Here is a 24848-nt window from a genome sequence, read left to right as displayed (position 1 = left end):
GGTGGCCCTCGATGAGACGACTCCCCCTCAATACAACAGATAGGGTTTGCGCGCCTCTGCCCAGGCCGCTTCGTCGGCGGCAGCCGCCGCTTCCAGCACGTCGGGGTCTGCCGACACATCGTCCACCCACTCCCGCAGCAGTGGCCCACCGTTGATGAGGTCGATGGCCAACCGCTCGTGTTCGTACTCGTAAGCGAAATCGCGCCACAGCGGGTAGTCGGGTGCCTGCAGACGCAGCGCGCGAAACGCCAGGGCCTGCAGCCGCCAGGGTTTGAAGGCGGCGTGGTCGTAGTGGGTCGGGTCTTCCACATGAATCTGAACGCCAGCGCACAACTGCCCCTGGTGCTTGTGGAAAGTGGGCTCGAAGAAACACGGGCGCAGCACGCAGCCCAGCAGCCATTGCGGTGCGATGCGGCGCATGTCTGCCAGCAGGCGGGGCACGTCGATGTCGGGCGCGCCGAACAACTCCAGCGCACGTGTGGTGCCGCGCCCTTCCGACAAGGTCGTTCCCTCCAGCATCACCGTGCCGGCATAGGCGCGCGCCATGCTCAGGTTGGCGGCGTTGGGGCTGGGGTTGACCCAGCTGCGCTCGGTCGGCCAGCCAAAGCCGGGGGCCGAGTCGGGCTGCCAGCCCGCCATGGTGATCACGCGGTAGTCCACGCTCAGGCCCAGCGTGGCGATGAACCAGTGGCCAAGTTCACCCATGGTCATGCCGTGTCGCATGGGCATGGGGCCCGCGCCCACAAAACTCTCCCAGCCCTCGCGCAGCGTGAGGCCTTCAATGGGTCGGCCGGCCGGGTTGGGCCGGTCCAGCACCCACACCGCCTTGCCGTGCTGTGCGGCCGCCTCCAGCACATAGCGCAGCGTGGTGATGAAGGTGTAGATGCGGCAGCCGAGATCTTGCAGATCGACCAGTAACACGTCGAAGCTGGCCATCATGGCGTCGGTTGGGCGGCGCACCTCGCCGTAGAGGCTGAACACCGGGATGCCCAGGCGGGGATCGAGGTAGTCGGGCGACTCGACCATGTTGTCCTGCTTGTCACCGCGCAGGCCGTGTTGCGGGCCAAAGGCTGCCGACAGCGTCACATCGGGCCGAGCGGCCAGCGCATCGAGCGCGTGGGTGAGGTCGCGCGTGACCGAGGCTGGGTGGGCCAGCAGGGCCACGCGGCGGCCCTTGAGCGGCGCGCGCAGGGCGGGATCTTGCAGGAAGCGATCGAGGCCGAATTGCATGAGATTCAGTTCTGGGGCAGGGCCAGACGCAGTGTGCGCCCGGCGGGGTGGTGGAAATCGGGGCGTTCTTGTGGATGCTGCAGTGCCCAGTAGCTCAGGCGCCCGTCGTGTTCTTCGATGACGGCGCTCAGCGCGAAGTGAAACAGTTCGGCGGGCGAGGGCAGGGCCACTGTGGGCAGGTGGACGTCCAGCGTCAGTCGGGTCGGCGTGACGATCGATTGCATCGCAGGCGGGACAGACGGGCCTTCGTTGGCGGTGTCCCGTTGCCGCTCGCCGGCAAAGCGGTAGGCCGCCCATTGGCCCGAGGGCGAGAAGTTGAATTCGCGGTAGGCCACATCGCCCTGCGCCGCCACAAAAGCCTCAAGGCAGGTGTGTTGCCACAGGCCATCGGCCGGGCCTGGTTCGGTGGCAGGCGGAATGCGCAGCCCGGCAGTGTCGCCACTCACCGTGTACACCAGTCGCAAACCTTCGTGGTTCAAGCTCACCGACACCGACACATCCAGCGGCAAGCCCGCCGGTGTGGCGGGATGGCATTTCAGTGAGTGAAGGTTGGGGCGCGCGTCAAGGTTCACAGGGCCGTATTCTCTCAGGCCCCTGTGCCCTTTCAGGCTCAGGTGACGGCGGTCGACACCAGCCAGCCTTGCACCTCGGCCACGGTCGGAATGCGGCCGCTGCTCACCAGCTTCTCGTTGATGACGAGTCCCGGCGTGGACATCAGGTCGTAGGCAATGATCTGTGTCACGTCAGTCACCTTCACGAACTCCGCCTCGACCCGGGCTGCGCTGGCGGCTTCACGTGCCACCGCCTCGAGCTTCTTGCAGTTGGCACAGCCGGAGCCGAGGATCTTCACGGTCAACATGGGTTTTCTCCTGTGGGGAATGCATGGGCTCAAATGGGCACGATGGCGCGCTGGCGCCGCCTCAGCCTGCCCACACCAAGGGACAGTGCGCCCAGCAGGATCGCCATCACAGCCGCCAGCGAGGGCAGGCCGGCGCCATCGGACCAGGCGCCGAAGATCAGTCCGGCGCACACGCTGAAGGCCGCCACCCAGGCGACGTAGGTCGCGGTCTTGGTCCAGCCGATGACCGCTGCCACCATCAACATGCTCTGCAGGCTGAGTTCGGGGTCGGCCATGAGATAGGCCAGCAAGGGGCCCGGGTGCATGCCCAGGTCGAAGAACATGCGCGCCACCGGCACTTCCACCAGCGTCGGGAAGTACATGAAGACGCCGAAGCCGACCGCCACCGCGTTGGCCTGCACCGTGTTGCTGCCCGCCAGGGATTCGATCCACTCGGGCCGTATCACCTGGCGCACCATGCCGACGATGAAAACGCCGATCACCAGCACGAGAAAGATCTGCTTCACGAAGCGCCAGGTTTCCCACAGCCACGAGCGCCAGTCGTCGGCGGGCAATTGCCTTGCGTGGTACCAGACCGATCCCATGGCCAGCGCCACGCCGACAGCGCGGCCGGTGATCGCGATCTCCAGCCCGTTGGCACCGGGCGTCAAGCTCATCGAAGCCACCAGCAGCGTGCTCGCCGCCAGGCCCAGCACAAGCCAGGTCCAGCGGTTGGCCCCCTCGATGATGTTCTCCAGGCCCCTGCCCGCGGTGGCTGCCACCAGCAACAGCAGCACGATGAGCAGCGAGCCGTGCAAGCTCACGCCTTCTTCGCCTTTGGCTGGGTCAAACGGTACCCAGCCGAACAACGTGGTCTGCCAGCTCTGCGCCCACGAGCCTGGCAGCACGAACGAACCCAGCGAGGCGGTCAGAGGCCACAGCTTCAATGTGCCCGCGATGAGCAGCGCCACCAGCGACACCAGGACGCCCAGCGCGGCCGGTGAGATGCTGGCGCGGTCGGCAAACAGCTGGTCGGTCTGGGCGTCGTGGGCTGCGTCGTCGCGCCAGAAGATCAGCGCCATCAGCAGGCCGATGCCGATGCCGAACACGAGGCACAGCACCAAGCGGGCCACCGCGAACTCCGGCCCGAGGATGCTGCCCGTGTAGGCCAGCGCCATGATGTTTCCCGCCGGCGCGAAGAACAGGAAGGTCATGGCCGGGCCAATGCCGGCACCCTTGCGGTAAATGCCGGCGAACAAAGGAACGATGGTGCAGGAGCACACCGCCAGCAGCGACCCGGCCGCCGCCGCTGCCGGGTAGGAAACAAAGGCGGGCACGTTGCGCCCCAGCCACCGCGTGATGCTGGCCTTGGGAATCAGGGCGGCCATGGCCCCGGCGATGAAAAACGCAGGCAGCAGGCACAACAGGACGTGCGCCGCCAGGTAAGCCGCCAGACTGCCGGCCCCACCGTGGATCATCTTCAGGAGCAGTTCCATACCAAGCACGCCCTTTCACTTGTTTCATTATCGAAAACCAGTGGGCGGTGTGAAGGGGTCAGGCACAGCAACGTGCGTTCTTCTTGAGCCGGATCAAGAGCGGCCCAAACTCTGCCGCGTCCAGGGTCACGCTCGAAGGGGCGTGTCAGCGGGGCGCCAGGCGTTGACCAAGGCCACCAGCGACAGCATCACCGGCACCTCCACCAGCACGCCGACCACGGTGGCCAGTGCGGCGCCGGAATTCAATCCGAAGAGCGAAATGGCCACGGCCACCGCCAGCTCGAAGAAGTTGGAGGTGCCGATCAGACAGGCCGGGCCGGCCACGTTGTGCGGCAGCTTGAGCCAACGTGCGCCCCACCATGCAATGAAGAAGATGCCGTAGCTCTGCAGCACCAGCGGCACCGCGATCAACAGGATCACCAGCGGCTGGCGCACGATGGTCTCGGCCTGAAAACCGAACAGCAGCACCACCGTGGCGATCAACCCGACCACCGACCACGGCTTGAGCGCGGCCACAAAAGCCGGCACCGCCGCCGGTCCACGCCGCAGCAGTAGCTGGCGCGTGAGCATGCCGGCCACCAGGGGCAGCACGACGTACAGCAGCGTGGACAGCAGCAGCGTTTCCCACGGCACGGTCACGTTGGTCACGCCGAGCAGAAAGGCCGCGATGGGGGCGAAGGCCACCACCATGATGAGGTCGTTGATCGACACCTGCACCAGCGTGTAATTGGCGTCGCCGTTGACAAGCTGGCTCCACACAAACACCATGGCGGTGCACGGCGCTACACCCAGCAAGATCATGCCGGCGATGTACTCGCTGGCCGACTGTGGATCGACCCAGGGCGCAAAGATGTGCTGGAAGAACAGCACGCCCAGCGCGGCCATGGTGAAGGGCTTGATCAGCCAGTTGACCACCAGCGTGAGCACCAGCCCCTGCGGCTTCTTGCCCACGTCGCGCACGGCGTGCCAGTCGATCTGGATCATCATCGGGTAAATCATCACCCAGATGAAGACGGCCACGATCAGGTTGACCTGCGCGTATTCCATCGCAGCCACCGCCTGAAAGACCGACGGCACGACCAGCCCCAGACCCACGCCGGCCGCGATGCCCAGCGCCACCCACACCGTCAGATACCGTTCAAAGAGTCCCATCAGACTTTGACCCGTCCGATACCGGCGAGCTCGTGTTTGAGCGCGAGTTTGTCGAGCTTTTCAATCGGCAGCACCGTCAGCAGCGCGATGCGCCGGTTCAGCAGGATGAAGCAGTCGTTGAAGGCGCGCTGGACGACTTCTTCGCTGCCTTTGATCGCAGCGGGATCTTCAACGCCCCAGTGGGCCGACATGGGCTGCCCCGGCCAGACCGGGCACACCTCGCCGGCGGCCTTGTCGCACACGGTCAGCACGAAGTCCATGCGCGGCGCATCCGACGCGGCGAATTCTTCCCAGTTCTTGCTGCGCAGGCCGGTGGTCTTGAAGCGGTTGCGTTCCAGCAGTTCGATGGCGTGCGGGTTGACCGTACCGGCAGGGTGGCTGCCCGCGCTCCAGGCGCGGAAGCGGCCCGCGCCTTGTTGGTTGAGGATGGACTCGGCCATGATGCTGCGCGCCGAATTGCCGGTGCAGATGAACAGGACGTTGTATGAGTGAGGTGTCATGGAAGACCTTTCAGCAGGTGGTGCAGGCAGAAACCGGGACCGTCACTTCGCAGGGCTCACCCTGACAACAGTGGGCGGTGAGGAATTGCAGCAAGTCGTTCATGGCGCCGAACTCCGCGCGGTAGATCAGGTGGCGGCCATCACGCTCTTGCGACACCAGCCCCGCGTGGCTGAGCTCCTTGAGGTGGAAGGACAGCGCCGTGCCCGCCACGCCCAGTGTTTCGCTGAGGTGGCCCGGGTTGAGGCCTTGCGGGCCCTGTGCCACCAGCGCGCGGAAGATGCGCAGGCGCGTCTCCTGCGCCAGGGCGCCGAGGGCTTTGACGGCTTGGGTTTCATCCATGGGATCTCCTTCAGACAGGTGTGTGTTGCAAGGACGGTTGGCTGGGCAACCTGAGGGTGGCCAACCAGCACACCACCAACATGAGCGCGGAGCCCAGCAGCGCATGGAGCAGCCCGCCCCACTGGTACAGCAGGCCCGAGAGCAGCGTGCCGCTGAAGCGGCCCAGCGCGTTGGCGGCGTAGTAGAAGCCCACGTCTTCGGCCGCCTTTTCCGAGCCGGCATAGGCCAGCACCAGGTAGGAGTGCACGGACGAGTTCACCGCGAACGCGAAGCCGAACACGCCCAACCCACCCACCACCACCCAGGGCAGGTGCGGCACGTCCAGCGCCACGGCCAGCGCCAAGGCCATGGGCACCAGCGCCAGCAAGGCCGACCACAGCCGGGCCGCGGGCACTTCAGTGCTCAGGCCGTCGGTGCTGCGTTTCACAAAGGCCGGCGCCATGGCCTGCACCGCGCCGTAGCCGATGGTCCAGACGGCGAGGAAGGTGCCGACCATGGTGAAGGTCCAGCCCTGCGAATACAGGTACACCGGCACGCCCACCACGAACCACACGTCGCGGGCACCGAACAGCACCACGCGCGCGGCGGCCAGCACGTTCACGCCTGTGTTCTTGGCAAACAGTTCCTTCGCCGACTTCGACGCCTTGCTCTTGCCCATCATTCGCGGCAGCGCGCTCACCACACCCAACAGCACCAGCGCGAGCAGCGCAGCCATGGCCCACAGCGCGTGCTGGAAGCCCAGCGTCTGCAGCAGCAGGCCGCCGAGGAAAAAGCCGATGCCCTTCATGGCGTTCTTGCTGCCGGTGAACCAGGCCACCCACTTGAAGAGCTGGCCCGAGCCCTGGTGCTTCGCCTGGTCGGCCGTGACCTTGATGGCCGACTTGCTGGCGGTCTTGGTGAGGTCTTTCGCCACGCCGCAGATGCCTTGCGCCAGCACCACCCAGGCCACCGACATCGCCGCGCTCCAGCCCGGGTCGAGGAACGACAGCACGGTGAAGCCGATGATCTGCGTGACCAGGCCCACCGTGAGCATGCGCGTGATGCCGTAGCGCGTGGCCAGCCAGCCACCGACGAAGTTGGCCACGATGCCCGCGGCTTCGTACAGCAGGAACAGGAAGGCCAGCGTGAACGGTGAATAGCCCAAGCGGTAGAAGTGCAGCAGCACCAGCATGCGCAGCGCGCCGTCGGTGAGCGTGAAGCCCCAGTAGGCGGCGGTGACGATGGCGTAGTTGCGTTCGGCGGTGTTCATGTGTGTGCGAGGGCTTCGACAGGCTCAGCCCGAACGGTGGGGGCTCAGCCCGAACGGTGAGGTCAGATACCGACGGATTGCATGTGGCAGGCCAGGTCGACCATGCGGCAGGCGTAACCCATCTCGTTGTCGTACCAGGCGTAGACCTTGAGCAGCGTGCCGTCGGTCACCATGGTCGAGGGCGCGTCCACGATGCTCGACCGCGTGTCGCGCGCGTAGTCCGCGCTGACCAAGGGGCGTGTCTCGTAGCCCAGAATGCCGGCCAGCGGGCCCTGTGCCGCAGTGGCAAACAAGGCGTTGACTTCATCGACCGTGGTTTCACGCTGCAGCTCGAACACGCAGTCGGTGAGTGAAGCATTGAGCGCCGGCACGCGCACCGCGTGGCCGTTGAGCTTTCCCTTGAGTTCGGGGTAGATCAGCGCGATGGCGGTAGCGCTGCCGGTGGTGGTGGGCGCCAGGCTCATCAGCGCGCTGCGCGCACGGCGCAGGTCCTTGTGCGGCGCGTCCACCACCAGGTTGGTGTTGGTCGGGTTGTGCAGCGTGGTGATCTGGCCATGGCGGATGCCGATGGCTTCATGCACCACCTTCACCACCGGCGCCAGGCAATTGGTGGTGCACGAGGCGGCGGTCACGATGCGGTCGCGCGCCGGCTCGTACAGCGTGTGGTTCACGCCCACCACGATGTTGAGCACACCGCCCACCTTCACCGGTGCGGCCACGATCACGCGTTTCGCGCCACGGTCCAGGTGGCCCAGGAGGGTTTCGGGTGTGAGGAACCTGCCGGTGCATTCCAGCACCAGGTCCACGCCCAGGTCGCCCCATGGGATATCGCCAGCGGTGGCGTGCGAGCTGAACGACAAACGCTGCTGGTCGATGCGGATGGCGTCTTCGCCCTCGGCGGCGATGTCGGCCCGCCACTTGCCTTGCACGCTGTCAAAGGCCAGCAGATGGGCCGTGGCCGCAGCGCCGCCCTTGAGTTCGTTGAGGTGCACCACCTGCAGCCGGTTGCCGGATCGCGGGTCGGTGGTTTCTCGTTCGGCTGCGCCGAGGGCGGCGCGCAGGGCCAGGCGGCCGATGCGGCCCATGCCGTTGATGCCAACTTTCATGTGGGTCGTCCTGTGGGGTGGGGGCGCGGCACGCCCCAATAATTCAATGTGTGTTGAATTGTTGCGCAGCTTCGTGACCGACCTGTGACAGTGGCGCGGGCACGGTGGGCAACACCACCACCGGCGAGAAGCCGCCGCCTTCGGTGCGAAAGTTGGTGGTCTGGCCGGTCCAGGTGCGCGCGGCCATCAATTGCACCTCACCGCGGTAGGTGTAGGCGCGCAGGTCCAGCTTGAGGAGGTGCGTGTCGTCTTGCACCCGCACCAGCCGTTCGCTCGGTGGCACCAGGGCTTGCGCCACGTAGTCACCGGCCATGATCTCGCCCCACACGCGGCGCGTGAGCTTGTCGCCGCGGTAGGCCGCGCGTGCGCCGAAGCCAGCGGCCGGCTTGAAGAACAGGCCCCGGCGTCCCGCCCAGAGTGCGTCCGCGTTGTCGATGCCCACGCGTTGCGTGGTGGGCACCACTGCCCGCAACAGCGCGCGGTCTGACTCGCTCACGCCCCAACGGGCCAGCAGATCGGTGTCGGAGAGCGCAATGAGGTTGCGTTTGTCGGCGTACAGGGCATGGGTGCGCGGGTGCGGTGTCAACACGACCGCACCGGCTTCGTGAGCCAGTCGCAATGCCTGGTGGGTGTCGTCCTGCAGGTAGAAGTCGGTCAGCCGGTTGTAGACCAGATCCACCGCCGTGCCCACAGGCAGGGCCGGGTGGTGCAACTGGCCGTCTCGCCACTGCAGCTCGGCCGCGTCGGCCACCAGGGCGGTCAGGCCGTGCGCAGCGAACAGTTCCCGAACCATGTCGAACTCGGGCGCGAGGTACTGCTGCCTGGGCGCGTCGTCCACGATGAGCACGGTGCGCAGCGGTGCATCGCCACGCTGCAATGCCCACTCGGATCGGAACATGTCGACGAAGACCGTGTCGAGCGACCGAAGCGCATCGTGCGGGTCCAGCACCTGGCCGAAAGCGTTGCAACAGGCGCTGTGCGCGCGGGCCAGCGCGGCGTTGAGCACCGCACCGCCGGCGTTGCTGTTGATCTCGATCAGCCGCGGTCCCGCGTCGCTGAGGTGGAAGTCGTAGCCCATGAACGCGCCCACCGGGCCGTGGTCCCGTGCGGCGATGCTTGGCGCCCTCGCCAGCGCCTGATCGCGCCAGGCGGGCAGGGCGATCACGCGTTCGATCGCCGCCACCGCTTCGCGGATCTGCTGCGCCACGCCGCTGTCCAGGAACACGGCGCTGGCCGAGAACAGGTGCGGGTGGCTGACGCTCAGCCGCGCGGCGAGGCCGTCGAGCGCCGGACCGGTTTCGAGCTGTTCGCGCAAGCGGGGCAGGGACAGCGTCTGGCAGGCGCAGCCCAGGTTGAGGGTGTCGGCGAGGTTCATGTCTTTCAAATGCCCTTCATATAGTTCAATGATAGTTGAAATATAGAAATAATGGGCGGCCAAGGCGTGTCACCAAAACTTCATGCGACTGCCTTGAATGGGTCATGACCGGTTTTCACACTGCATGGTCATGACCACAGCCTTCATCTCTCACGCCATTCCGTCAGCGACGGCGTTCGTCCCTGTGCCAGCGCAACCGATCGCGCACGGCATCGAGGTTTCCTGGGCCCGGCACCAGAGCGAAGTGCGCGAGGCACAGAAGCTGCGTTACAGCGTGTTTGCCACCGAGATGGGTGCCCGCCTGCCCAACACGGTGCCGGGCTACGACGTGGACCTGTTCGACGACTTCTGCGAGCACTTGCTGGTGCGCGACAGCGCGAGCCGCCAGGTGATCGGTACCTACCGCGTGCTCACCCCCGCCCAGGCCCTGCGTGTGGGCAGCACCTACAGCGACACCGAATTCGACCTCACCCGCCTGCGCGGCGTGCGCGAACGCATGGTGGAGCTGGGCCGCAGCTGCGTGCATCGCGACCACCGTCATGGTGGCGTGATCATGGCGCTGTGGGGCGCGCTGGCCGAGTTCATGGAGCGCAATCAGCTCGACACCATGATCGGCTGCGCCAGCATTCCGATGCAGCACGAAGGCCCGCACGGTGTGGTGGGCGGCGGCCACGCCGCGGCGAGCATCTGGCGCCAGGTGCGGCAGACGCACCTCGCGCCGATCGACTTCCACGTGCGCCCGCGCCTGCCACTGCCGGTGGAGCGGCTGGACGACACGCTCGACGTGGAGCCACCCGCGCTGATCAAAGGCTATTTGCGACTGGGCGCCAAGGTGCTGGGCCCGCCGGCCTGGGATCCGGATTTCAACGCCGCCGACCTGCCCATGCTCATGCGCATCTCCGACCTGCCCGCGCGCTACCGCAAGCACTTCCTGAGGGCCTGATGCGCGCATGAAGATCCTCATCGTCACCGACGCCTGGCAGCCGCAGGTTCATGGGTTGGTCTCCACCCTGGTGGCGCTGGTGCGCCAGTTGCAGGTGAGTGGCCACGAGGTGGTGGTGATCCAGCCCGGGCAGTTCCGCACACGGCCTTGTCCGGGCCATCCTGGCCTGGAGGTCGCCTTGTTTCCCGGTGCGCGGCTGCGCTCGCTGATGGATGCGGCCGATCCCGATGCGATCCACATTGCCACCGAGGGCCCGCTGGGGTGGGCGGCTCGGCGGCACTGCTTGAAACGCGGTCTGCCATTCACCACCGCGTTTCACAGCCGGCTTCCCGAGACGCTGCAAACCTCGTTCAAGCTGCCGCTGTCCTGGGGTTATGCCTTGCTGCGCTGGTTTCACCGACCGGCCAGCGGCGTGATGGTGCCCAACCAGGGTTTGCTCGACCGGTTGCAAGCGCGCGGCTTTCCGCACCTGCGTCTGTGGACGCCGGGCGTGGACACGCACCTGTTTGCGCTGAGCGATAGCACCCGGTCGTTCGCCTCGCTCGGCCCGCTGGCCCACCCGGTCAGCCTGTATGTCGGAAGGCTCTCGGCCGAGAAGAACGTCGAAGCCTTTCTGTCGCTCGATGTGCCCGGCAGCAAGGTGGTGTGTGGCGCAGGCCCCATGGCATCGAGCCTGCGCGCACGCTACCCCAACGTGCACTGGCTCGGCGAGCTGCCGAGGCACGAACTCGCGCAGGTGTACGCATCGGCCGACGTGTTTGTGTTTCCTTGTCGCGGAGAAACCCAGGGCCAGGCCATGCTGGAGGCCATGGCCTGCGGCGTACCGGTGGCGGCCTACCCGGTGGACGGGCCGCTGCAATTGGTGGGGCAGAGCCGCGCAGGCGCGCTGCACGGCGATTTGCGTGAGGCCTGGTTCGAAGCGCTCAAGGTGCAACGACACCAGGCGCGCGACCGCGCGTTGCTGTTCGGCTGGGGTCGCTCGAGTGCGTCGTTTCTGTCGCATCTGGTGGTCTTGCCGAGGCACCGGCGGCAGCGACTGCGATCGGGCTTTGGCATGCAGAGTCACGAACTCGGGGGCATCACGAAACTGTCACACAAACGTCATCCTGTCGTTGAATAATCGTCACAAGGCAGGGGGTGACGGCCGGGCACACTGGGCAAGGCACGGCGTCCTGCGCCACTGGGCAGACGCACCCGGCGACAACAACGACAACAGACATGAGCGGCAACAACTCCAACAGCAAGTTTCCTTTCCTGGATCGCGATCACAGCATCCTGGCTTTCAATGAACGCGTCATGGACTGGGCGCGTCGCCCCGACGTTCCGCTGCTGGAGCGCCTGCGCTATCTCAGCATCGTCTCCAGCAACCTCGACGAATTCTTCGAGGTCCGCGTCGCCCCCCACCTGACGGCTGCGCAGGCCAACGAGCAGCGGGGCCAATACACCGCGCAGACCTTCGAGAGGTTGTCCGAAAAGGTCCACGAACTCGTTGCGCAGCAGTACGCCATCTACAACAACGAGTTGCTGCCGCTGCTGGAGAAAAAGGGCATCAAGCTCATCTCGCACGGCGAGCGCAATCCGCGCCAGCGCCGGTGGGTCAAGGAGTTTTTCGTCAACGAAGTGCAGCCCCTGCTGATGCCGGTGGGGCTGGACCCGGCGCACCCGTTCCCGCAGGTGGCGAACAAATCGCTCAACTTCATCGTGCGCCTGGCGGGCAAGGACGCCTTCGGGCGCGAGAACGAGATCGCCATCGTGAAGATCCCGCGCATCCTGCCGCGGTTTTTCCGCATGCCCCCCATCAAGGGTTCCAGGCAGACGCATTTCGTTTCCATCTCCAGCCTGATCCGCTCCCACCTGGGTGATCTGTTCCCGGGCCGCCAGGTCACCGAGTTTTCACAGTTCCGCATCACGCGGCATTCCGATCTGGCGGTGGACGAGGAGGAGGTGAAGAACCTGCGCACCGCGCTGCGCAAGGGCCTGCAGCAGCGCCACTACGGCCAGGCCCTGCGCCTGGAGGTGTCGGCGGGTTGCTCGGAGTTCCTGTCCAACTTCTTGCTCGAGCAGTTTGCCTTGCCCTACAAGGCGCTGTACCGCGTGCCCGGGCCGGTGAACCTGGTGCGCCTGAACCAGCTGATCGACAAGGTGGACGCGCCCGCGCTGCGCTTCGAAGCCTACAACGCTGGCTGGCCGGCGCAGCTGACACCCGGGCAGTCGTACTTCGAGCGCTTGCAGCAGGGTGATGTCCTGATCCACCAGCCATACGAAAGCTTCGATGCCGTGCTGGCCTTTCTGCGCGAGGCGGTGGAAGACCCCGACGTGCTGGCCATCAAGCAGACCATCTACCGCACCGGTGCCAAGTCGGAACTGATGAACCTGCTGCGTGAGGCGGTGCGACGCGGCAAGGAAGTGACCGCCGTGGTGGAGCTCAAGGCGCGCTTCGACGAAGAGGCCAACATCAATTACGCCGAGCGGCTGGAATCGGTGGGTGCCCAGGTGGTCTACGGTGTGGTGGGCCTCAAGACCCACGCCAAGATGTTGCTCGTCACCCGCCGCGAGGAGAGTGGGCTCAAGCGCTATGCGCACTTGTCCACCGGCAACTACAACCCGGGCACGGCCCGGCTCTACACCGACCTGAGCTACCTCACCGCCGACGACGCGCTCACCGGCGACCTGGAGCAGATATTCCTGCACCTGGCCAGCCAGAACCGGCTGCCCAAACTCAACAAGGCGCTGATCGCACCGTTCCACTTGCACAAGGCCATGCTCGACAAGCTCGAAGCCGCAGGCGCTGCGGCCAAGGCGGGGCAAGACGCGCGCGTGATCGTGAAGATGAACGCCCTCACCGACGAGCAACTGGCGCGTGCGCTGGCCACGGCATCGCAGCAGGGCGTGAAGATCGATCTGATCGTGCGCGGGGCCTGCATCCTGCCCGCGCAGGTGCCGGGCTTCACCGACAACGTGCGCGTGCGCTCGGTGATCGGACGCCTGCTGGAGCACTCCAGGGTGTTTTATTTCCGCATGGGAGAGGCTGAGGAGCTGTGGCTCTCAAGTGCCGACTGGATGAACCGCAACATGCTGCGCCGCATCGAACTGGCCTGGCCCGTGACCGACAACGTGCTGCGCCACCGCATCATGGACGAGTGCCTGTCGGCCTACCTGTACGACACCAAGGACGCCTGGCTGTTGCAGCCCGATGGCCGCTATGTGCGGGCCAGCATCACCGGCAGTGGTCGCACCCGCGCGGTGATGCATTCGGCGCAAGCCAGCTTGATGGCTCGCTACGGCAGCAAGGGATAGGAAGGGGCGCAATGGAAAGCCGCAGCATGGACCTGATTCTCTGGCGACATGCCGAGGCGCATGAGCATCCCGATCTCCTGACCGGTGTGCCGGGCGACGCCAAAGACCTGGCGCGACGCCTCACCCCACGCGGCGAGAAGCAGGCCGCGCGCATGGCCGCCTGGCTGGACCGGCAATTGCCCGAGGGAGCTCGCATCTGGTGCAGCCCCGCCTTGCGGTGCGAGCAGACCGCGCTGGCCCTGGGTCGCAAGTTCAAGATGCGCGAAGATCTGTTGCCCGAGGGCGATCCGCTGGCCCTGCTGGAGCTGGTGCAGTGGCCGCATGGCAAGTCACCGGTGGTGGTGGTTGGCCACCAGCCCACGCTGGGCCGGGTGATCGCGCGCCTGCTCAATCTGGCCGAAGACGACTGCTCGGTGAAGAAGGGAGCGCTGTGGTGGCTGCGCCACCGCGAGCGCGCCAGTGGCAGCCAGACCGTCGTGGTGACCGTTCAGACACCGGAATTGATCTGAACGGAGCCGCCGCACACGGCGCTGCGCGTGGGCTTCAGGCTGCCGCTGCCTTCTTGGCTGGAGCGGCCTTTTTGGCTGCTGGCTTGGCAGCAAGCTTCTTGGCGGCTGGTTTGGCCACTGGCTTGGCGGTTGTCTTCACGGCAACCTTCACTGGAGCCTTCACAGGAGCCTTGGCCGCAACCTTGACCACTGGCTTGCTCACGGGCTTTTTTGGTGCTTCGGGCTTCTTGTCGGTGCCGGTGGGACGGCCGGTCTTGAGCGTGGGCACGGCGGACAGCGCAGCTTTGTAGGCCGCGTCGTTCAGACCTTGCAAGGCCATGAGGCCAGCGCGCAGCAGCTCGCTCTTCTTCACACTGGTGCCCAGCGCGATGGCGCGCGTCTTCAGCGTTTCAATGGCGGCAAACTCCGTCTTTGGGATGGTGAAGCTGTCGCGCACGAGCTTGGGTTTCTTGCTGCTGATCTTGCTGCTCTGACTGGCCATGAATGCACTCCGTTGGTGGAAAAAAGGAAGGGCAGTATAAACCGTATAAATCGTTTATACGGTTATGACAGTATGATGACAGGCGCGTGACGTAACGCAAGCCAGAAATGCCGTGCAACCGGCTTTGCCGGGGCACAGGCATTGCCCCCTTGAGGGGGGATGCGGCTACACGCAGTGAGCAAGCGACGGGGGTGTTCCCTATCTGATATCAGCAGTGAACTTCCACGACGATTTCTGCCAGGCCACCACCTCTTCGCCCAGCAACCAGGCCGACTGCGGGTAGCGCTTGGCCCAACCCGGGTTGGTGGCCAGCTTGAAAGCACGCGGCTTGTAGCTCAGCTTGACCGACTCGTGCTCGGGCATCTGCCGTGCGTGGCACAGCAGCACCGCCAGGCGCAGGGCCATGAGCTGTTTGGCGAACAGTTCGTCCTGCAGCGCTTCTTCGAGCTTGCGCAGCTTGCCGCGTTGGCCGAGCACCAGCTGGCTCATGCGGTGCAGTTCGGGCAGCGAAAAACCGCGTGCGTCAACGTTGTCCAGGATGTAAGCGCCGTGGTGGTGCGAGCGTTCGTGCGAGATGTGGGTGCCGATCTCGTGCAGCCGCGCGGCCCAGGCCAGCTTCTGCGAGTAGCGCTCGTTCTGTGCATCCAGCGCGGCAATCTGCGAGAAGAGGGCGGTGCTCACCGCACTGACGCGTTTGCCCTGGGCTTCATCTGCCGAGAAGCGGTGGGTCAGCCAGTTCACGGTGCGTTCGCGCACGTCGCCGCCGTCGGTGTCGCGGTCGATCAGGTCGTACAGCGCGCCGTGGCGCAACGCGCCCTGGGCGGGCAACATCTGCTCGATGCCGAACAGGTCGAAGATCGCGCGCAAAACGCTCACGCCTCCGCCCACCACGGGGCGGCGGTCGTCCTTCAGGCCTTCGATGCGCAACTGGTCAACGTTGCCGGCCTTGATCATGCGATCGGTGAGCCAGTCCAGTCCTGAGCGGGTCACCACGCCGGAGGCCCAGCCGTTGGCGGCCAGCATGTCGGCCACGGCGCCCACCGTGCCGGAAGAGCCGTAGGCCACGGTCCAGTCGGCCGGGGGAAATCTGTCCAGCGCTTCGTCGATCACGGCCTTGGCCGCCACTTCGGCCGTCTTGAAGGCGGCGGCGGTGAGCTGGCCACGTGAGAAATAGCGCGTGGACCAGGCCACGCTGCCCAGGCGGTACGACTCCATGGTGCGGGCCGAGTAGCCCTGGCCCAGGATCATCTCGGTGGAGCGCCCACCAATGTCGACCACGAGGCGCTTTTCGTCGGAGTGTGGCAGCAGGCGCGAGACGCCCTGGTAGATCAGGCGCGCTTCTTCGTAGCCGGACACCACGTCAATCGGGAATCCCAGGATCGCCTGGGCCTGGCGCACAAATTCGTCGCGGTTTTTGGCCTCGCGCAGGGTTTGCGTGGCCACGGCGCGCACCTGCTGGCGCTTGAAGCCGTGCAGCCGCTCGGCAAAGCGGGCCAGACACTCCCAGCCGCGTTCCATCGCCGCCTGACTGAGGTTTTTTTCTTCGTCCAGCCCGTTGCCCTGGCGCACGGTCTCTTTGAGGTATTCGATGCGCTCGATGTGGCCCGAGTGGTACCGACCGATTTCCAGCCGGAAACTGTTGGAGCCGAGGTCGATGGCGGCGAGGAGGGTTCCGTTTTGCATGCGAAGGGGGAGCGGTGAGCCTGGACGGCTCAGGGGAAACGAGGACGGCGGGGCGAGCCCGGATTGTGACGCATGCCCGGGCCAGTACCCCGAATCGGAGGGCGCCCCTGCACCGCAGGCTCTGTGACATTTGCGAGTTGTCACGGGGTTGTCACATTGGCTACCTAGAGTCGCTCTTGTTCCTCTTACCAACCGCAAGGAGTCTCGACATGATCAACAAACGCATCTTCCTTCAGGCCGTGGCCGCTGCCGCCATGGCAACCGCCGGCATGGGCTCCGCCATCGCCGCCGACATCACCGGCGCCGGCGCCACCTTCCCCTTCCCGATCTACGCCAAGTGGGCCGAGGCTTACAAGAAGGAAACCGGCACCGGTTTGAACTACCAGTCGATCGGTTCGTCTGGCGGCATTCGCCAGATTCGCGCCAAGACCGTGGCATTCGGTGCTTCCGACGCGCCCGTGCCCGGCGCCGACCTCGACAAGGACGGCATGGTCCAGTTCCCCGCCATCATCGGCGGCACGGTCCCGGTGATCAACCTGGAAGGCTTCGCTCCTGGCGAGCTGCGCGTGACGGGCCCCGTGCTGGCCGAAATGTTCCTGGGCAAGATTGCGAAGTGGAACGACCCCAAGCTGACCGCCCTGAACCCTGGCAAGGCATTGCCTGACGCCAACATCACCGTGGTGCACCGCGCTGACGGTTCGGGCACGACCTACAACTGGACGGACTACCTGACCGTGGTCAGCAAAGACTGGGCCGACACCGTGGGCAAGGGCGCTGCCGTCAAATGGCCTGCACCGTCCTCCGTCGGTGGCAAGGGCAACGAAGGTGTTGCAGCCAACGTGAACCGCGTCAAGGGCGCGCTGGGCTACGTCGAGTACGCCTACGTCAAGAAGAACAAGATGAACTTCCTGCAACTGCAGAACGCAGAAGGCAAGTACGTCAGCCCTGATGACTCGGCCTTTGCAGCTGCAGCCGCCAGCGCCGACTGGTTCAGCATGCCAGGCATGGGTATCTCCATGGTCAACGCCAAGGGCGCTGCCAGCTGGCCCGTGAGCACGGCGTCCTTCATCCTCATGTACAAGGACCCGGCCGACAAGGCGCAGTCCGCCGAAGTGCTGAAGTTCTTCGACTGGGCCTTCAAGAACGGCAAAGGCCTGGCTTCCGAGCTGGACTACGTGCCACTGCCCGACGCGCTGACCGCTCAGATCCGCACCAAGGTTTGGACGCAGATCGCCAAGTAAGTTAGGCTGCTTTGCAAGTCGCATCCGCCGGTCGGTTCAGTCGGGCCGGCGGATGTTGATTTGTGGGGCCGGTTTCAACCGGATCGGAGTCACCATGAGCCTGGGAACCACCATGAGTTCGCAACCTGTGTCCGTGCATCTGGACAACCCCAACATGGCGTCGATTGCCAAGCGGCAACGCTTCCAGGACGTCCTGTTTCACCGCATTACCCAGAGTTTTTCGCTGTTGGTGCTGATCGCCCTGCTGGGCATCATCGTCTCGCTGTTCATCAACGCCTGGCCCACCTTCCAGAAGTTCGGTTTCAACTTCATCTGGCGGGTCGAGTGGGACATCATCAACGAAGAATTCGGCGCCGCCATTGCCATTGTGGGCACCATCGCCAGCGCCACCATCGCCATGCTGATTGCCGTGCCGCTGGCCTTCGGCATCGCGCTCTTCCTCACCGAAACATGCCCCGTGTGGCTGCGCCGCCCGCTGGGCACTGCGGTCGAGTTGCTGGCGGCCGTGCCGTCCATCATTTACGGCATGTTCGGCCTGTTCGTGTTTGCCCCGTTGTTTGCCGACCATTTCCAGGTGCCGGTGCAGAACGTGCTTGGCGGCATGCCGCTGGTGGGCTTTCTGTTTGGAGGCAGCACCAACGGTTTCGGCATCCTGGCCGCCGGCATCGTGCTGGCCTTCATGGTGCTGCCCTTCGTGGCCGCGGTGATGCGCGACGTGTTCGAGATCGTGCCACCCATCCTGCGTGAATCGGCCTACGGTCTGGGCTGCACGACCTGGGAGGTGGTGCGTCGCGTGGTGCTGCCCTACACGCAAAAGGGTGTCATCGGCGGCATCATGCTCGGCCTGGGCCGGGCCCTGGGCGAGACCATGGCGGTCACCTTCGTCATCGGCAACGCCAACCGCATGCCGACCTCGCTGTTTTCACCGGGTACTTCAATCGCCTCCACGCTGGCCAACGAGTTCGGTGAAGCCGCGGACTTCCACCTCTCCACGCTGTTCGCGCTGGGCTTCCTGCTGTTCGTGATCACCTTCCTGGTGCTCTCGGCGGCCAAGATCATGATGATGCGCGCCGAGAAGGCCAAGGGGTTCTGACATGGAATTCAACAACCCAATCTATAAAGCCCGCCAGCGCGCCAACGCCATTGGGCTCACGCTGTCCATGGGTGCCATGGTTCTTGGCCTGGTGGTGTTGCTCTGGATCCTGAGCGTGCTGTTGACCAATGGCCTGGCTGCGCTCGACTGGAACATGTTCACCCAGTCCACGCCAGCCCCGGGCAGCGAAGGCGGTGGCCTGGCCAACGCCATCGTCGGCAGCCTGATGATGGTCGGCTTCTCGGTGCTGGTGTCCACCCCCATTGGCGTCTTTGCCGGGGTGTACCTGGCCGAGTACGGCGACGAGAGCAAGACCGCCGAACTCACCCGTTTCGTGACCGACATCATGCTGTCGGCTCCCTCCATCGTGCTGGGCCTGTTCGTCTACGCCATTGCCGTGGCCACGGTGGGCAACTTCTCTGGCTGGGCCGGCAGTCTGGCCCTGTCGCTGATCGCCGTGCCGGTGGTCGTGCGCACCACCGAGAACATGCTGCGTCTGGTGCCGGGCAGCCTGCGCGAAGCGGCATTCGCCCTGGGTGCGCCGCGCTGGAAGGTGGCCACGCTGGTCACGCTGCGCGCGGCCAAGAGCGGTGTCATGACCGGCCTGCTGCTCGCCGTGGCCCGCATCAGCGGTGAAACGGCGCCGCTGCTGTTCACGGCGCTCAACAACCAGTTCTTCAGCACCGATATGGGCGCCCCCATGGCCAACCTGCCGGTGGTGATCTTCCAGTTTGCGCTCAGCCCGTATGACAACTGGATCCGCCTGGCCTGGGGTGGTGCGCTGCTCATCACCCTGTCGGTGCTGGTACTCAACATCGTGGCCCGCGTGTTCCTGCGCGAGAAGAAGCTGGGTTGATCCCGGCGCTCCCCATCCTCCCAGTTTTCAAAGATATGGACATGACCATGCCGAATGCCGCCCTCGCAGCCCAACCCGCAGTCGCCGCGAAGAACGCGCTGGAATTGCGCAACCTCAACTTCTTCTATGGCAAGTTCCAGGGCCTGAAGAACGTCAACATGAACATCGAGGAGCGCAAGGTCACCGCGTTCATCGGTCCCTCGGGCTGCGGCAAGTCGACCCTGCTGCGCACGCTCAACCGCATGTACAGCCTGTACCCGGGCCAGCGCGCCGAAGGGCAGATCAACTTCTACGGTCAGAACATCCTGGACGACAAGCAAGACATCAACCTGCTGCGCGCGCGCATCGGCATGGTGTTTCAGAAGCCCACGCCGTTTCCCATGTCCATCTACGACAACATCGCCTTCGGCGTGAAGCTGTACGAGAACCTGGGCCGCAGCGAGATGGATGACCGTGTGGAATGGGCGCTGTCCAAGGCCGCGCTGTGGAACGAAGTGAAGGACAAGCTCAACCAGAGCGGCCTGTCGCTCTCGGGTGGTCAGCAGCAGCGCCTGTGCATCGCGCGCAGCGTGGCGGTCAAGCCCTCGGTGTTGCTGCTCGATGAGCCCACCTCGGCGTTGGACCCGATCTCCACCGGCAAGGTGGAAGAACTGGTGCACGAGCTCAAGCAGGACTACACCATCGCCATCGTCACCCACAACATGCAGCAGGCAGCGCGCTGCAGCGACTACACCGCCTACATGTACCTGGGCGAACTGGTGGAGTTCGGCTCCACCGAGCAGATCTTCTTCAAGCCAGCCAAGACCGAGACCGAGGACTACATCACCGGGCGTTTCGGCTGATTCGCCGCGGGTTGAAAATCGACCAGTTCCAAGCCATCACGGGAGATATTTCATGAGTGACAAACACATATCCAGCCAGTTCGACGCCGAGTTGAACTCCATCTCGTCCCAGGTCCTTGAAATGGGTGGCCTGGTCGAGTCCCAGCTGCACCAGGCGGTGTACGCGCTGGTGCACATGAGCATGGAGTCGGCCGATCAGGTGATCGAGAACGAGAACCGCATCAACCAGATGGAGATGCAGATCGATCACGAGATCATCTCCACCATCGGCCGGCGTCAGCCCACCGCGCGCGACCTGCGCTTCCTGATGGCCATCTCGCGCACCACGCAAAACCTGGAGCGCGCCGGCGACGAGGTCGCCCGCATTGCCCGCATGGTCAAGTCCATCATTGAAAATGGCTCACCGCGCAACCTGCCCAGTTCCGAGCTGCGCATGGCCGCCGACCTGGCTTCTGCCTTGCTGCGCAAGACACTCGACTCGTTCGCGCGCCTGGACACCACCATGGCCGTGGCCATCATCAAGGGCGACAACGCCATCGACAACGAATACAACGGCTTCCTGCGCAAACTCATCACCTACATGATGGAAGACCCACGCACCATCTCGCCCAGCCTGGACCTGCTGTTCCTGGCCAAGTCGATCGAGCGCGTGGGCGACCACGCCAAGAACATTGCCGAGCAGATCATCTTCATCGTGAAGGGTGAGGACGTTCGCCACACCCCCATGTCTCAGGTAGAGTCGGTGGTCGGATGAGGAAGCTTCCAAGAGTCCTCGTGGTCGAGGACGAACCCTCCATTGCCGAGCTGATCGCGGTCAACCTGCGCCACAACGGATTTGCGCCCACGGTGGTGTTTGACGGCGTTGCCGCGCAGCGCGAAGTGGACGCAGTGCTGCCCGATGTGATCCTGCTCGACTGGATGCTGCCCGGCGAAAGCGGCGCTTCGCTGGCTCGAGCATGGCGCAAGAACGAACGCACGAAGACCGTGCCCATCCTCATGCTCACCGCGCGCAGCGACGAGAGCGACAAGGTGCAGGGCCTGGACGCCGGTGCCGACGACTACATCACCAAACCGTTCTCGACCCAGGAACTGCTCGCACGCATCCGCGCGGTCCTGCGTCGGCGTGCGCCCGAGATCGTCAACGACTCGGTGCAGGTGGGCGAACTGGCGCTGGATGCGGCCACCTACCGCATCACTTTCCGCGGTGCCGAGCTCAAGGTCGGGCCCACCGAGTTCAAGCTGCTGCACTACCTCATGAAGCACGCAGAGAGGGTACATACCCGTGGTACGCTGCTCGACAAGGTCTGGGGAGACCATGTTTTCATCGAGGAGCGAACCGTGGACGTGCATGTCAAACGATTGAGGGAATCACTGGGTGAAGCCTCCGGCATGATCGAAACGGTCCGTGGCGCCGGCTACCGGCTCACCTCGATGAACAACACCGGGCGACCGGCGCAAGGCACCCCCATTTCCGCGGCATGACCCGGCGCGCGATAGAGCTCCTGCTCCTGGTCGCATTTGGGGCTGTGCTGGGCTGGACGCAGGATTCTCCCGGCTGGACATTTGCTGGCGCATTGGTCGGTGCGCTGTTCTGGTCGGTCATTGACGGACTGCGCGCCCGCAGCTTTCTGCATTGGCTCAACAAGGCCGACGTGACCCGCCAGCCCCGCCTCTCGGGCACCTGGGGCGAGATGGTGGACCGGGCACGCAAACTGGTCAAGAAGCTGGAGAAGAAGGCGCAAAGCAGCGATGCCCGCCTGGAAGACTTTCTCGCCGCCATCCAGGCCTCGCCCAATGGCGTGGTGCTGCTGGACTCCGCTGGCCGGATCGAATGGTCCAACCTCACTGCAGCCAACCACCTGGGCTTCGATCCGCAGCGCGACCTGGGCCAGTACGTGCGCAACATGGTGCGCAATCCGGCGTTCACCGCTTATCTGGCGGGTGGAGAGTTCAACCAGGAGATCCAGATCGACGGGATCGGGCCACGCCCCTCCCAGCCTTCCAAGATATCGCTGCAGATCCACCCCTACGGCAAGAAGCGCAAGCTCATGCTCACCCGCGACGTCACCGCTGTGCAGCTGGCCGAGACCATGCGGCGCGATTTTGTGGCCAACGTGTCGCACGAGATCCGAACGCCCCTGACAGTGCTCAGCGGCTTTGTCGAAACCATGCAGAGCATCCCGCTGGAAGAGGCCGACCGCACACGTTACTTGGGGCTCATGAGCCAGCAGGCCCACCGCATGCAGACGCTGGTGAGCGACCTTCTCACGCTATCGCGTCTTGAAGGCAGCCCCGCACCCGGACCGGGTGAGTGGATCGACAGCGAAGAACTGCTCACGCACGTTGTGCAGGAGGCCCGAGGCCTGACGCAGGCAATTTCCGCCACACCGCACCAGATCGATCCCCTGGCAGGGCCATCCATGTGGGTGTCAGGCGCGAAGACCGAGCTGCTCAGCGCCATGTCCAACCTGCTCAGCAACGCCGTGCGCTACACACCGGGTGGAGGCCTCATCCAGACGGGCTGGCGCTTGCGATCCGACGGCTGGGGCGAGTTCTTCGTGAAGGACACCGGGCCGGGCATCGCGGCCGAGCACCTGCCGCGCCTGACCGAGCGCTTCTACCGGGTGGACCGCAGCCGCTCGCGGGAAACCGGCGGCACCGGTCTGGGTCTGGCGATCGTGAAGCACGTGGCGCAGCGCCACGGTGGTCATATCGATGCCGAAAGCGTGGTCGGAGAAGGCTCCCGGTTTGCGATTGCCTTGCCGCCCAATAGGGTGCGAGAGCGCGTTACCGGGTGAGCCGTTCTCAGTTGCCCACGCGCTGGTAGATCAGCAAGCTCTCTTTGGTATCGGTGAGCCGTCTCACGGTGGACTTGAATGCCCAATGGGTGAGTTCGACGCGTTGGTGCAGCGTGGCCTGGCTCGCCGGAGCCACAACCAGGCTCTGGCAATCGGCTCCAGCGCCACGGTGCGAGGTGCGCACCAGCTTCAGCGATCCGTGGTACTGCAGGGCAGCAATCTGGGCCTGAGTCAGCCCGTCGGCCAGCACGCAGCCCTCGGTTGGGACCAAGGTCGCAATGCGCCGTGAAATCGGGCCATAGCTGCGGCCGAAGTCCAGCAAAGGCAGCCAGAGCGTCATGAGCAACAACCAGCACAAGGTGCTGCCCGCCGCAGGCAACACGAGGCTTTTCCACAGCGCCTGCCGGTGTTTTCCGACGCGCCAGGACACCAGCCAAAGCCATGCGCCGGTGGCCACAGCCCCCGCCAGAAACAGCATCCAGGAAAACTCGGACACGAATCCGGGAGCCAGTTTGGCCACGTTGGCCGCCGGCTTGGCGGGTATGCCGGTCTGCATGGCGAACCAGATGACCCAGATGACCAGGGCGCAACCCGAGAAGAAGATCAGCGTGAACCAGTCGACCAGGGCCGAGACGCTGCGACGCAGTGTGGGCAAGGCAAAGGCCGCCAGCGCGGCAAGCGCGGGCAAGGCCAGCAGCAGGGCCCGGTCGCGTTCGGGTGAGAGTGCGCTGTCCACCACGCTCACCAGCGCCGCCCACAGGGGCAAGGCGACATGGGGGCGCAACAACTGGTGGCGCCAGCGCCAGAGCGTCCACAACACCAGTGGCCAAGCGGGCCAGGTGAACCACACCAGCAGCTTGCCCCAGCTCTGCCATTCCACTTGATTCAGCGCGGTTTGCAGGCCGGGGACAGGGACTTGTCCGCTGAGGGCTGAGGCGGCCACGGCCAGCCCCAGCAACGCCGCCGACCAGATCACGGGATCGCGTTGTGACGGCGCTTCGCTGGTCAGCCACGAGGTGTCGGGCTCGTCCTGGCTGCGGCGTGAGAGCCACAGAATCAGCAGCAGGCCACCACCGAGCGTGACAGCGATCCACGGCGCCCCGCTGAACACCAGAGACACGACGGCCACGCCCCAGATGGCCACGCTTCGCCAAGGCTGCCGGTAACCCGTGTGCGCCATGCGTGAGGCCATCAGGAGCATCAGCGACACCAATGCGAGCCGCGCCAGATCGGGAGTGGTCTCGTGAGACAGCTGGGCCAGACCCAGACAGGCCATTAGCGCCAGCAAGCCGGCATCGGCGAGCGCGCGCGCGTAGTCGGTTGGCTGCGCCTCACCCCCGAAGGCAAACTGCACCGGCTGCGCGGCGGGCTGACGAGCCAGGTGGTAAACCGTGTACCAGGTGCAGGTCAGGGCGATGGCCAGCAGCAGCGCGAAGGGCACGCGCACCGCGAACTCGGGGGAGAAGAAAGGAAGCAGCTTGATGAAGATCGCGCCGAGCCAGTAGGGCAGGGGCCCGGTTTCTTCCACCGCCACACCCAGCACCTGCGGGTTCCACCACCCGCTGTGGCCAGCGGCCATCTCCAGCATCACGCCGAAGGCGGACACATCGGCGTTCTTCCAGGGTTCCCGCCCCAGGAATCCCGGCAGCACGTAGGCCGCGCAAAACAGGAACAGGGCGATCCGGGGGAACCGGCGCACGGCTGACTGGGTGACGATGGCGGGGGTGGGCTGGTTCACTGCGGGGAATATACAAGGGGCCCGTGGCCGACGGTGGGGAAGCTGAAGACGAAAAAAAAGCAGCCGGGAAACCAGCTGCCA

Annotated in this window: 24 protein-coding genes; 11 read left to right on the top strand and 13 right to left on the bottom strand. The window is 65.2% G+C overall.

The annotated features are described in order from the left end of the window. Positions 1 to 27: 27 nt before the first annotated feature. From ASE11_RS17855 to ASE11_RS17810, 10 genes are all read right to left on the bottom strand, one after another. A complete protein-coding gene (locus tag ASE11_RS17855; RefSeq protein ID WP_056274792.1) occupies positions 28 to 1230 on the bottom strand; it encodes an exo-beta-N-acetylmuramidase NamZ domain-containing protein in 1203 nt (400 codons plus the stop codon). Positions 1231 to 1235: 5 nt separating this feature from the next. After that, positions 1236 to 1802 carry a DOMON-like domain-containing protein gene (locus tag ASE11_RS17850; RefSeq protein ID WP_056274790.1) on the bottom strand — a complete coding sequence of 189 codons (567 nt, stop codon included), beginning with the start codon at positions 1800 to 1802 and terminating at the stop codon, positions 1236 to 1238. A 38-nt stretch (positions 1803 to 1840) separates the two neighbouring features. Continuing rightward, on the bottom strand, positions 1841 to 2089 hold the full coding sequence (locus tag ASE11_RS17845; RefSeq protein WP_056274788.1) for a thioredoxin family protein: 249 nt from the start codon (positions 2087 to 2089) through the stop codon (positions 1841 to 1843). A 29-nt stretch (positions 2090 to 2118) separates the two neighbouring features. Next, positions 2119 to 3564, bottom strand: a complete 1446-nt coding sequence (locus tag ASE11_RS17840) for a permease (protein WP_056274786.1) — start codon at positions 3562 to 3564, stop codon at positions 2119 to 2121. Positions 3565 to 3690: 126 nt separating this feature from the next. After that, positions 3691 to 4716, bottom strand: coding sequence for an ACR3 family arsenite efflux transporter (gene arsB, locus ASE11_RS17835; protein WP_056274784.1), 1026 nt, complete (start codon positions 4714 to 4716; stop codon positions 3691 to 3693). After that, the gene (locus ASE11_RS17830; protein WP_056274782.1) at positions 4716 to 5216 is read right to left on the bottom strand and encodes an arsenate reductase ArsC; all 501 of its coding nucleotides are present in this window, start codon (positions 5214 to 5216) and stop codon (positions 4716 to 4718) included. The genes arsB and ASE11_RS17830 overlap by 1 nt, the downstream gene beginning before the upstream one ends. A 10-nt stretch (positions 5217 to 5226) precedes the next feature. Next, positions 5227 to 5556, bottom strand: a complete 330-nt coding sequence (locus tag ASE11_RS17825) for an ArsR/SmtB family transcription factor (RefSeq protein ID WP_056274779.1) — start codon at positions 5554 to 5556, stop codon at positions 5227 to 5229. Positions 5557 to 5566: 10 nt separating this feature from the next. Then, complete coding sequence (gene arsJ / locus ASE11_RS17820; protein ID WP_056274776.1) at positions 5567 to 6805, bottom strand: organoarsenical effux MFS transporter ArsJ; 1239 nt, start codon at positions 6803 to 6805, stop codon at positions 5567 to 5569. A 62-nt stretch (positions 6806 to 6867) separates the two neighbouring features. Next, the gene (locus ASE11_RS17815; protein ID WP_056274774.1) at positions 6868 to 7911 is read right to left on the bottom strand and encodes an ArsJ-associated glyceraldehyde-3-phosphate dehydrogenase; all 1044 of its coding nucleotides are present in this window, start codon (positions 7909 to 7911) and stop codon (positions 6868 to 6870) included. A 43-nt stretch (positions 7912 to 7954) separates the two neighbouring features. Beyond that, entirely contained in the window at positions 7955 to 9286 is a 1332-nt protein-coding gene (locus tag ASE11_RS17810) for a hypothetical protein (RefSeq protein WP_056274772.1), read from the bottom strand. 130 nt (positions 9287 to 9416) lie between these two features. Here ASE11_RS17810 and ASE11_RS17805 point away from each other — a divergent pair, with 130 nt between their 5' ends. From ASE11_RS17805 to ASE11_RS17790, 4 genes are all read left to right on the top strand, one after another. After that, positions 9417 to 10229 (top strand): GNAT family N-acetyltransferase, encoded by an 813-nt coding sequence (locus tag ASE11_RS17805; RefSeq protein ID WP_235501347.1) that lies wholly within the window; start codon positions 9417 to 9419, stop codon positions 10227 to 10229. 7 nt (positions 10230 to 10236) lie between these two features. Then, entirely contained in the window at positions 10237 to 11349 is a 1113-nt protein-coding gene (locus ASE11_RS17800) for a glycosyltransferase family 4 protein (RefSeq protein WP_056274767.1), read from the top strand. Between the two features lie 98 nt (positions 11350 to 11447). After that, positions 11448 to 13526 (top strand): polyphosphate kinase 1, encoded by a 2079-nt coding sequence (gene ppk1 / locus ASE11_RS17795; protein WP_056274764.1) that lies wholly within the window; start codon positions 11448 to 11450, stop codon positions 13524 to 13526. A gap of 26 nt (positions 13527 to 13552) precedes the next feature. Further along, the gene (locus ASE11_RS17790) at positions 13553 to 14035 is read left to right on the top strand and encodes a SixA phosphatase family protein (RefSeq protein ID WP_056275056.1); all 483 of its coding nucleotides are present in this window, start codon (positions 13553 to 13555) and stop codon (positions 14033 to 14035) included. A 34-nt stretch (positions 14036 to 14069) separates the two neighbouring features. Here the strand turns inward: ASE11_RS17790 and ASE11_RS26305 are convergent, their stop codons facing one another. Then, a complete protein-coding gene (locus tag ASE11_RS26305) occupies positions 14070 to 14516 on the bottom strand; it encodes a hypothetical protein (protein WP_056274762.1) in 447 nt (148 codons plus the stop codon). Between the two features lie 198 nt (positions 14517 to 14714). Next, positions 14715 to 16199, bottom strand: coding sequence for an exopolyphosphatase (gene ppx, locus ASE11_RS17780; protein WP_056274760.1), 1485 nt, complete (start codon positions 16197 to 16199; stop codon positions 14715 to 14717). A 209-nt stretch (positions 16200 to 16408) separates the two neighbouring features. On the opposite strand from ppx, the gene pstS reads away from it, so the two are divergent. The 7 genes from pstS to phoR all read left to right on the top strand — a co-directional run bounded on the left by pstS (position 16409) and on the right by phoR (position 23029). Continuing rightward, complete coding sequence (gene pstS, locus ASE11_RS17775; RefSeq protein ID WP_056274758.1) at positions 16409 to 17440, top strand: phosphate ABC transporter substrate-binding protein PstS; 1032 nt, start codon at positions 16409 to 16411, stop codon at positions 17438 to 17440. Between the two features lie 94 nt (positions 17441 to 17534). Next, positions 17535 to 18533, top strand: coding sequence for a phosphate ABC transporter permease subunit PstC (pstC, locus tag ASE11_RS17770; RefSeq protein WP_056274756.1), 999 nt, complete (start codon positions 17535 to 17537; stop codon positions 18531 to 18533). Position 18534: 1 nt separating this feature from the next. Beyond that, complete coding sequence (pstA, locus tag ASE11_RS17765) at positions 18535 to 19389, top strand: phosphate ABC transporter permease PstA (protein WP_056274754.1); 855 nt, start codon at positions 18535 to 18537, stop codon at positions 19387 to 19389. A 35-nt stretch (positions 19390 to 19424) separates the two neighbouring features. Beyond that, the gene (gene pstB / locus ASE11_RS17760; RefSeq protein WP_414842467.1) at positions 19425 to 20231 is read left to right on the top strand and encodes a phosphate ABC transporter ATP-binding protein PstB; all 807 of its coding nucleotides are present in this window, start codon (positions 19425 to 19427) and stop codon (positions 20229 to 20231) included. Between the two features lie 52 nt (positions 20232 to 20283). Next, positions 20284 to 20985, top strand: coding sequence for a phosphate signaling complex protein PhoU (phoU, locus tag ASE11_RS17755; protein WP_056274751.1), 702 nt, complete (start codon positions 20284 to 20286; stop codon positions 20983 to 20985). Continuing rightward, complete coding sequence (gene phoB, locus ASE11_RS17750) at positions 20982 to 21713, top strand: phosphate regulon transcriptional regulator PhoB (RefSeq protein WP_056274749.1); 732 nt, start codon at positions 20982 to 20984, stop codon at positions 21711 to 21713. Before phoU ends, phoB begins: the two co-directional genes overlap by 4 nt. Continuing rightward, a complete protein-coding gene (gene phoR, locus ASE11_RS17745) occupies positions 21710 to 23029 on the top strand; it encodes a phosphate regulon sensor histidine kinase PhoR (protein WP_082585827.1) in 1320 nt (439 codons plus the stop codon). The genes phoB and phoR overlap by 4 nt, the downstream gene beginning before the upstream one ends. A 7-nt stretch (positions 23030 to 23036) precedes the next feature. On the opposite strand, the gene ASE11_RS17740 is transcribed toward phoR, so the two are convergent. Continuing rightward, positions 23037 to 24767 (bottom strand): hypothetical protein, encoded by a 1731-nt coding sequence (locus ASE11_RS17740; protein WP_056274747.1) that lies wholly within the window; start codon positions 24765 to 24767, stop codon positions 23037 to 23039. Positions 24768 to 24848: the final 81 nt, after the last annotated feature.

It is taken from the genome of Hydrogenophaga sp. Root209 (assembly GCF_001428625.1).
Lineage (GTDB): Bacteria > Pseudomonadota > Gammaproteobacteria > Burkholderiales > Burkholderiaceae_C > Hydrogenophaga.
The sequence above is the reverse complement of the archived record's forward strand: the minus strand, read 5'-3'. Positions and strand labels throughout refer to the sequence as shown.

Coding starts and splice junctions, on each gene's coding strand:
- phoR (WP_082585827.1), top strand. CDS start 21,710: ATGACCCGGCGCGCGATAGAGCTCCTGCTCCTGGTCGCATTTGGGGCT.
- ASE11_RS26305 (WP_056274762.1), bottom strand. CDS start 14,516: ATGGCCAGTCAGAGCAGCAAGATCAGCAGCAAGAAACCCAAGCTCGTG.
- phoU (WP_056274751.1), top strand. CDS start 20,284: ATGAGTGACAAACACATATCCAGCCAGTTCGACGCCGAGTTGAACTCC.
- ASE11_RS17790 (WP_056275056.1), top strand. CDS start 13,553: ATGGACCTGATTCTCTGGCGACATGCCGAGGCGCATGAGCATCCCGAT.
- phoB (WP_056274749.1), top strand. CDS start 20,982: ATGAGGAAGCTTCCAAGAGTCCTCGTGGTCGAGGACGAACCCTCCATT.
- ppx (WP_056274760.1), bottom strand. CDS start 16,199: ATGCAAAACGGAACCCTCCTCGCCGCCATCGACCTCGGCTCCAACAGT.
- arsJ (WP_056274776.1), bottom strand. CDS start 6,805: ATGAACACCGCCGAACGCAACTACGCCATCGTCACCGCCGCCTACTGG.
- pstB (WP_414842467.1), top strand. CDS start 19,425: ATGGACATGACCATGCCGAATGCCGCCCTCGCAGCCCAACCCGCAGTC.
- ASE11_RS17805 (WP_235501347.1), top strand. CDS start 9,417: ATGACCACAGCCTTCATCTCTCACGCCATTCCGTCAGCGACGGCGTTC.
- ASE11_RS17800 (WP_056274767.1), top strand. CDS start 10,237: ATGAAGATCCTCATCGTCACCGACGCCTGGCAGCCGCAGGTTCATGGG.
- ASE11_RS17840 (WP_056274786.1), bottom strand. CDS start 3,564: ATGGAACTGCTCCTGAAGATGATCCACGGTGGGGCCGGCAGTCTGGCG.
- ASE11_RS17845 (WP_056274788.1), bottom strand. CDS start 2,089: ATGTTGACCGTGAAGATCCTCGGCTCCGGCTGTGCCAACTGCAAGAAG.
- pstS (WP_056274758.1), top strand. CDS start 16,409: ATGATCAACAAACGCATCTTCCTTCAGGCCGTGGCCGCTGCCGCCATG.
- arsB (WP_056274784.1), bottom strand. CDS start 4,716: ATGGGACTCTTTGAACGGTATCTGACGGTGTGGGTGGCGCTGGGCATC.
- ASE11_RS17830 (WP_056274782.1), bottom strand. CDS start 5,216: ATGACACCTCACTCATACAACGTCCTGTTCATCTGCACCGGCAATTCG.
- ASE11_RS17855 (WP_056274792.1), bottom strand. CDS start 1,230: ATGCAATTCGGCCTCGATCGCTTCCTGCAAGATCCCGCCCTGCGCGCG.
- ASE11_RS17815 (WP_056274774.1), bottom strand. CDS start 7,911: ATGAAAGTTGGCATCAACGGCATGGGCCGCATCGGCCGCCTGGCCCTG.
- ASE11_RS17810 (WP_056274772.1), bottom strand. CDS start 9,286: ATGAACCTCGCCGACACCCTCAACCTGGGCTGCGCCTGCCAGACGCTG.
- ppk1 (WP_056274764.1), top strand. CDS start 11,448: ATGAGCGGCAACAACTCCAACAGCAAGTTTCCTTTCCTGGATCGCGAT.
- pstA (WP_056274754.1), top strand. CDS start 18,535: ATGGAATTCAACAACCCAATCTATAAAGCCCGCCAGCGCGCCAACGCC.
- ASE11_RS17825 (WP_056274779.1), bottom strand. CDS start 5,556: ATGGATGAAACCCAAGCCGTCAAAGCCCTCGGCGCCCTGGCGCAGGAG.
- pstC (WP_056274756.1), top strand. CDS start 17,535: ATGAGCCTGGGAACCACCATGAGTTCGCAACCTGTGTCCGTGCATCTG.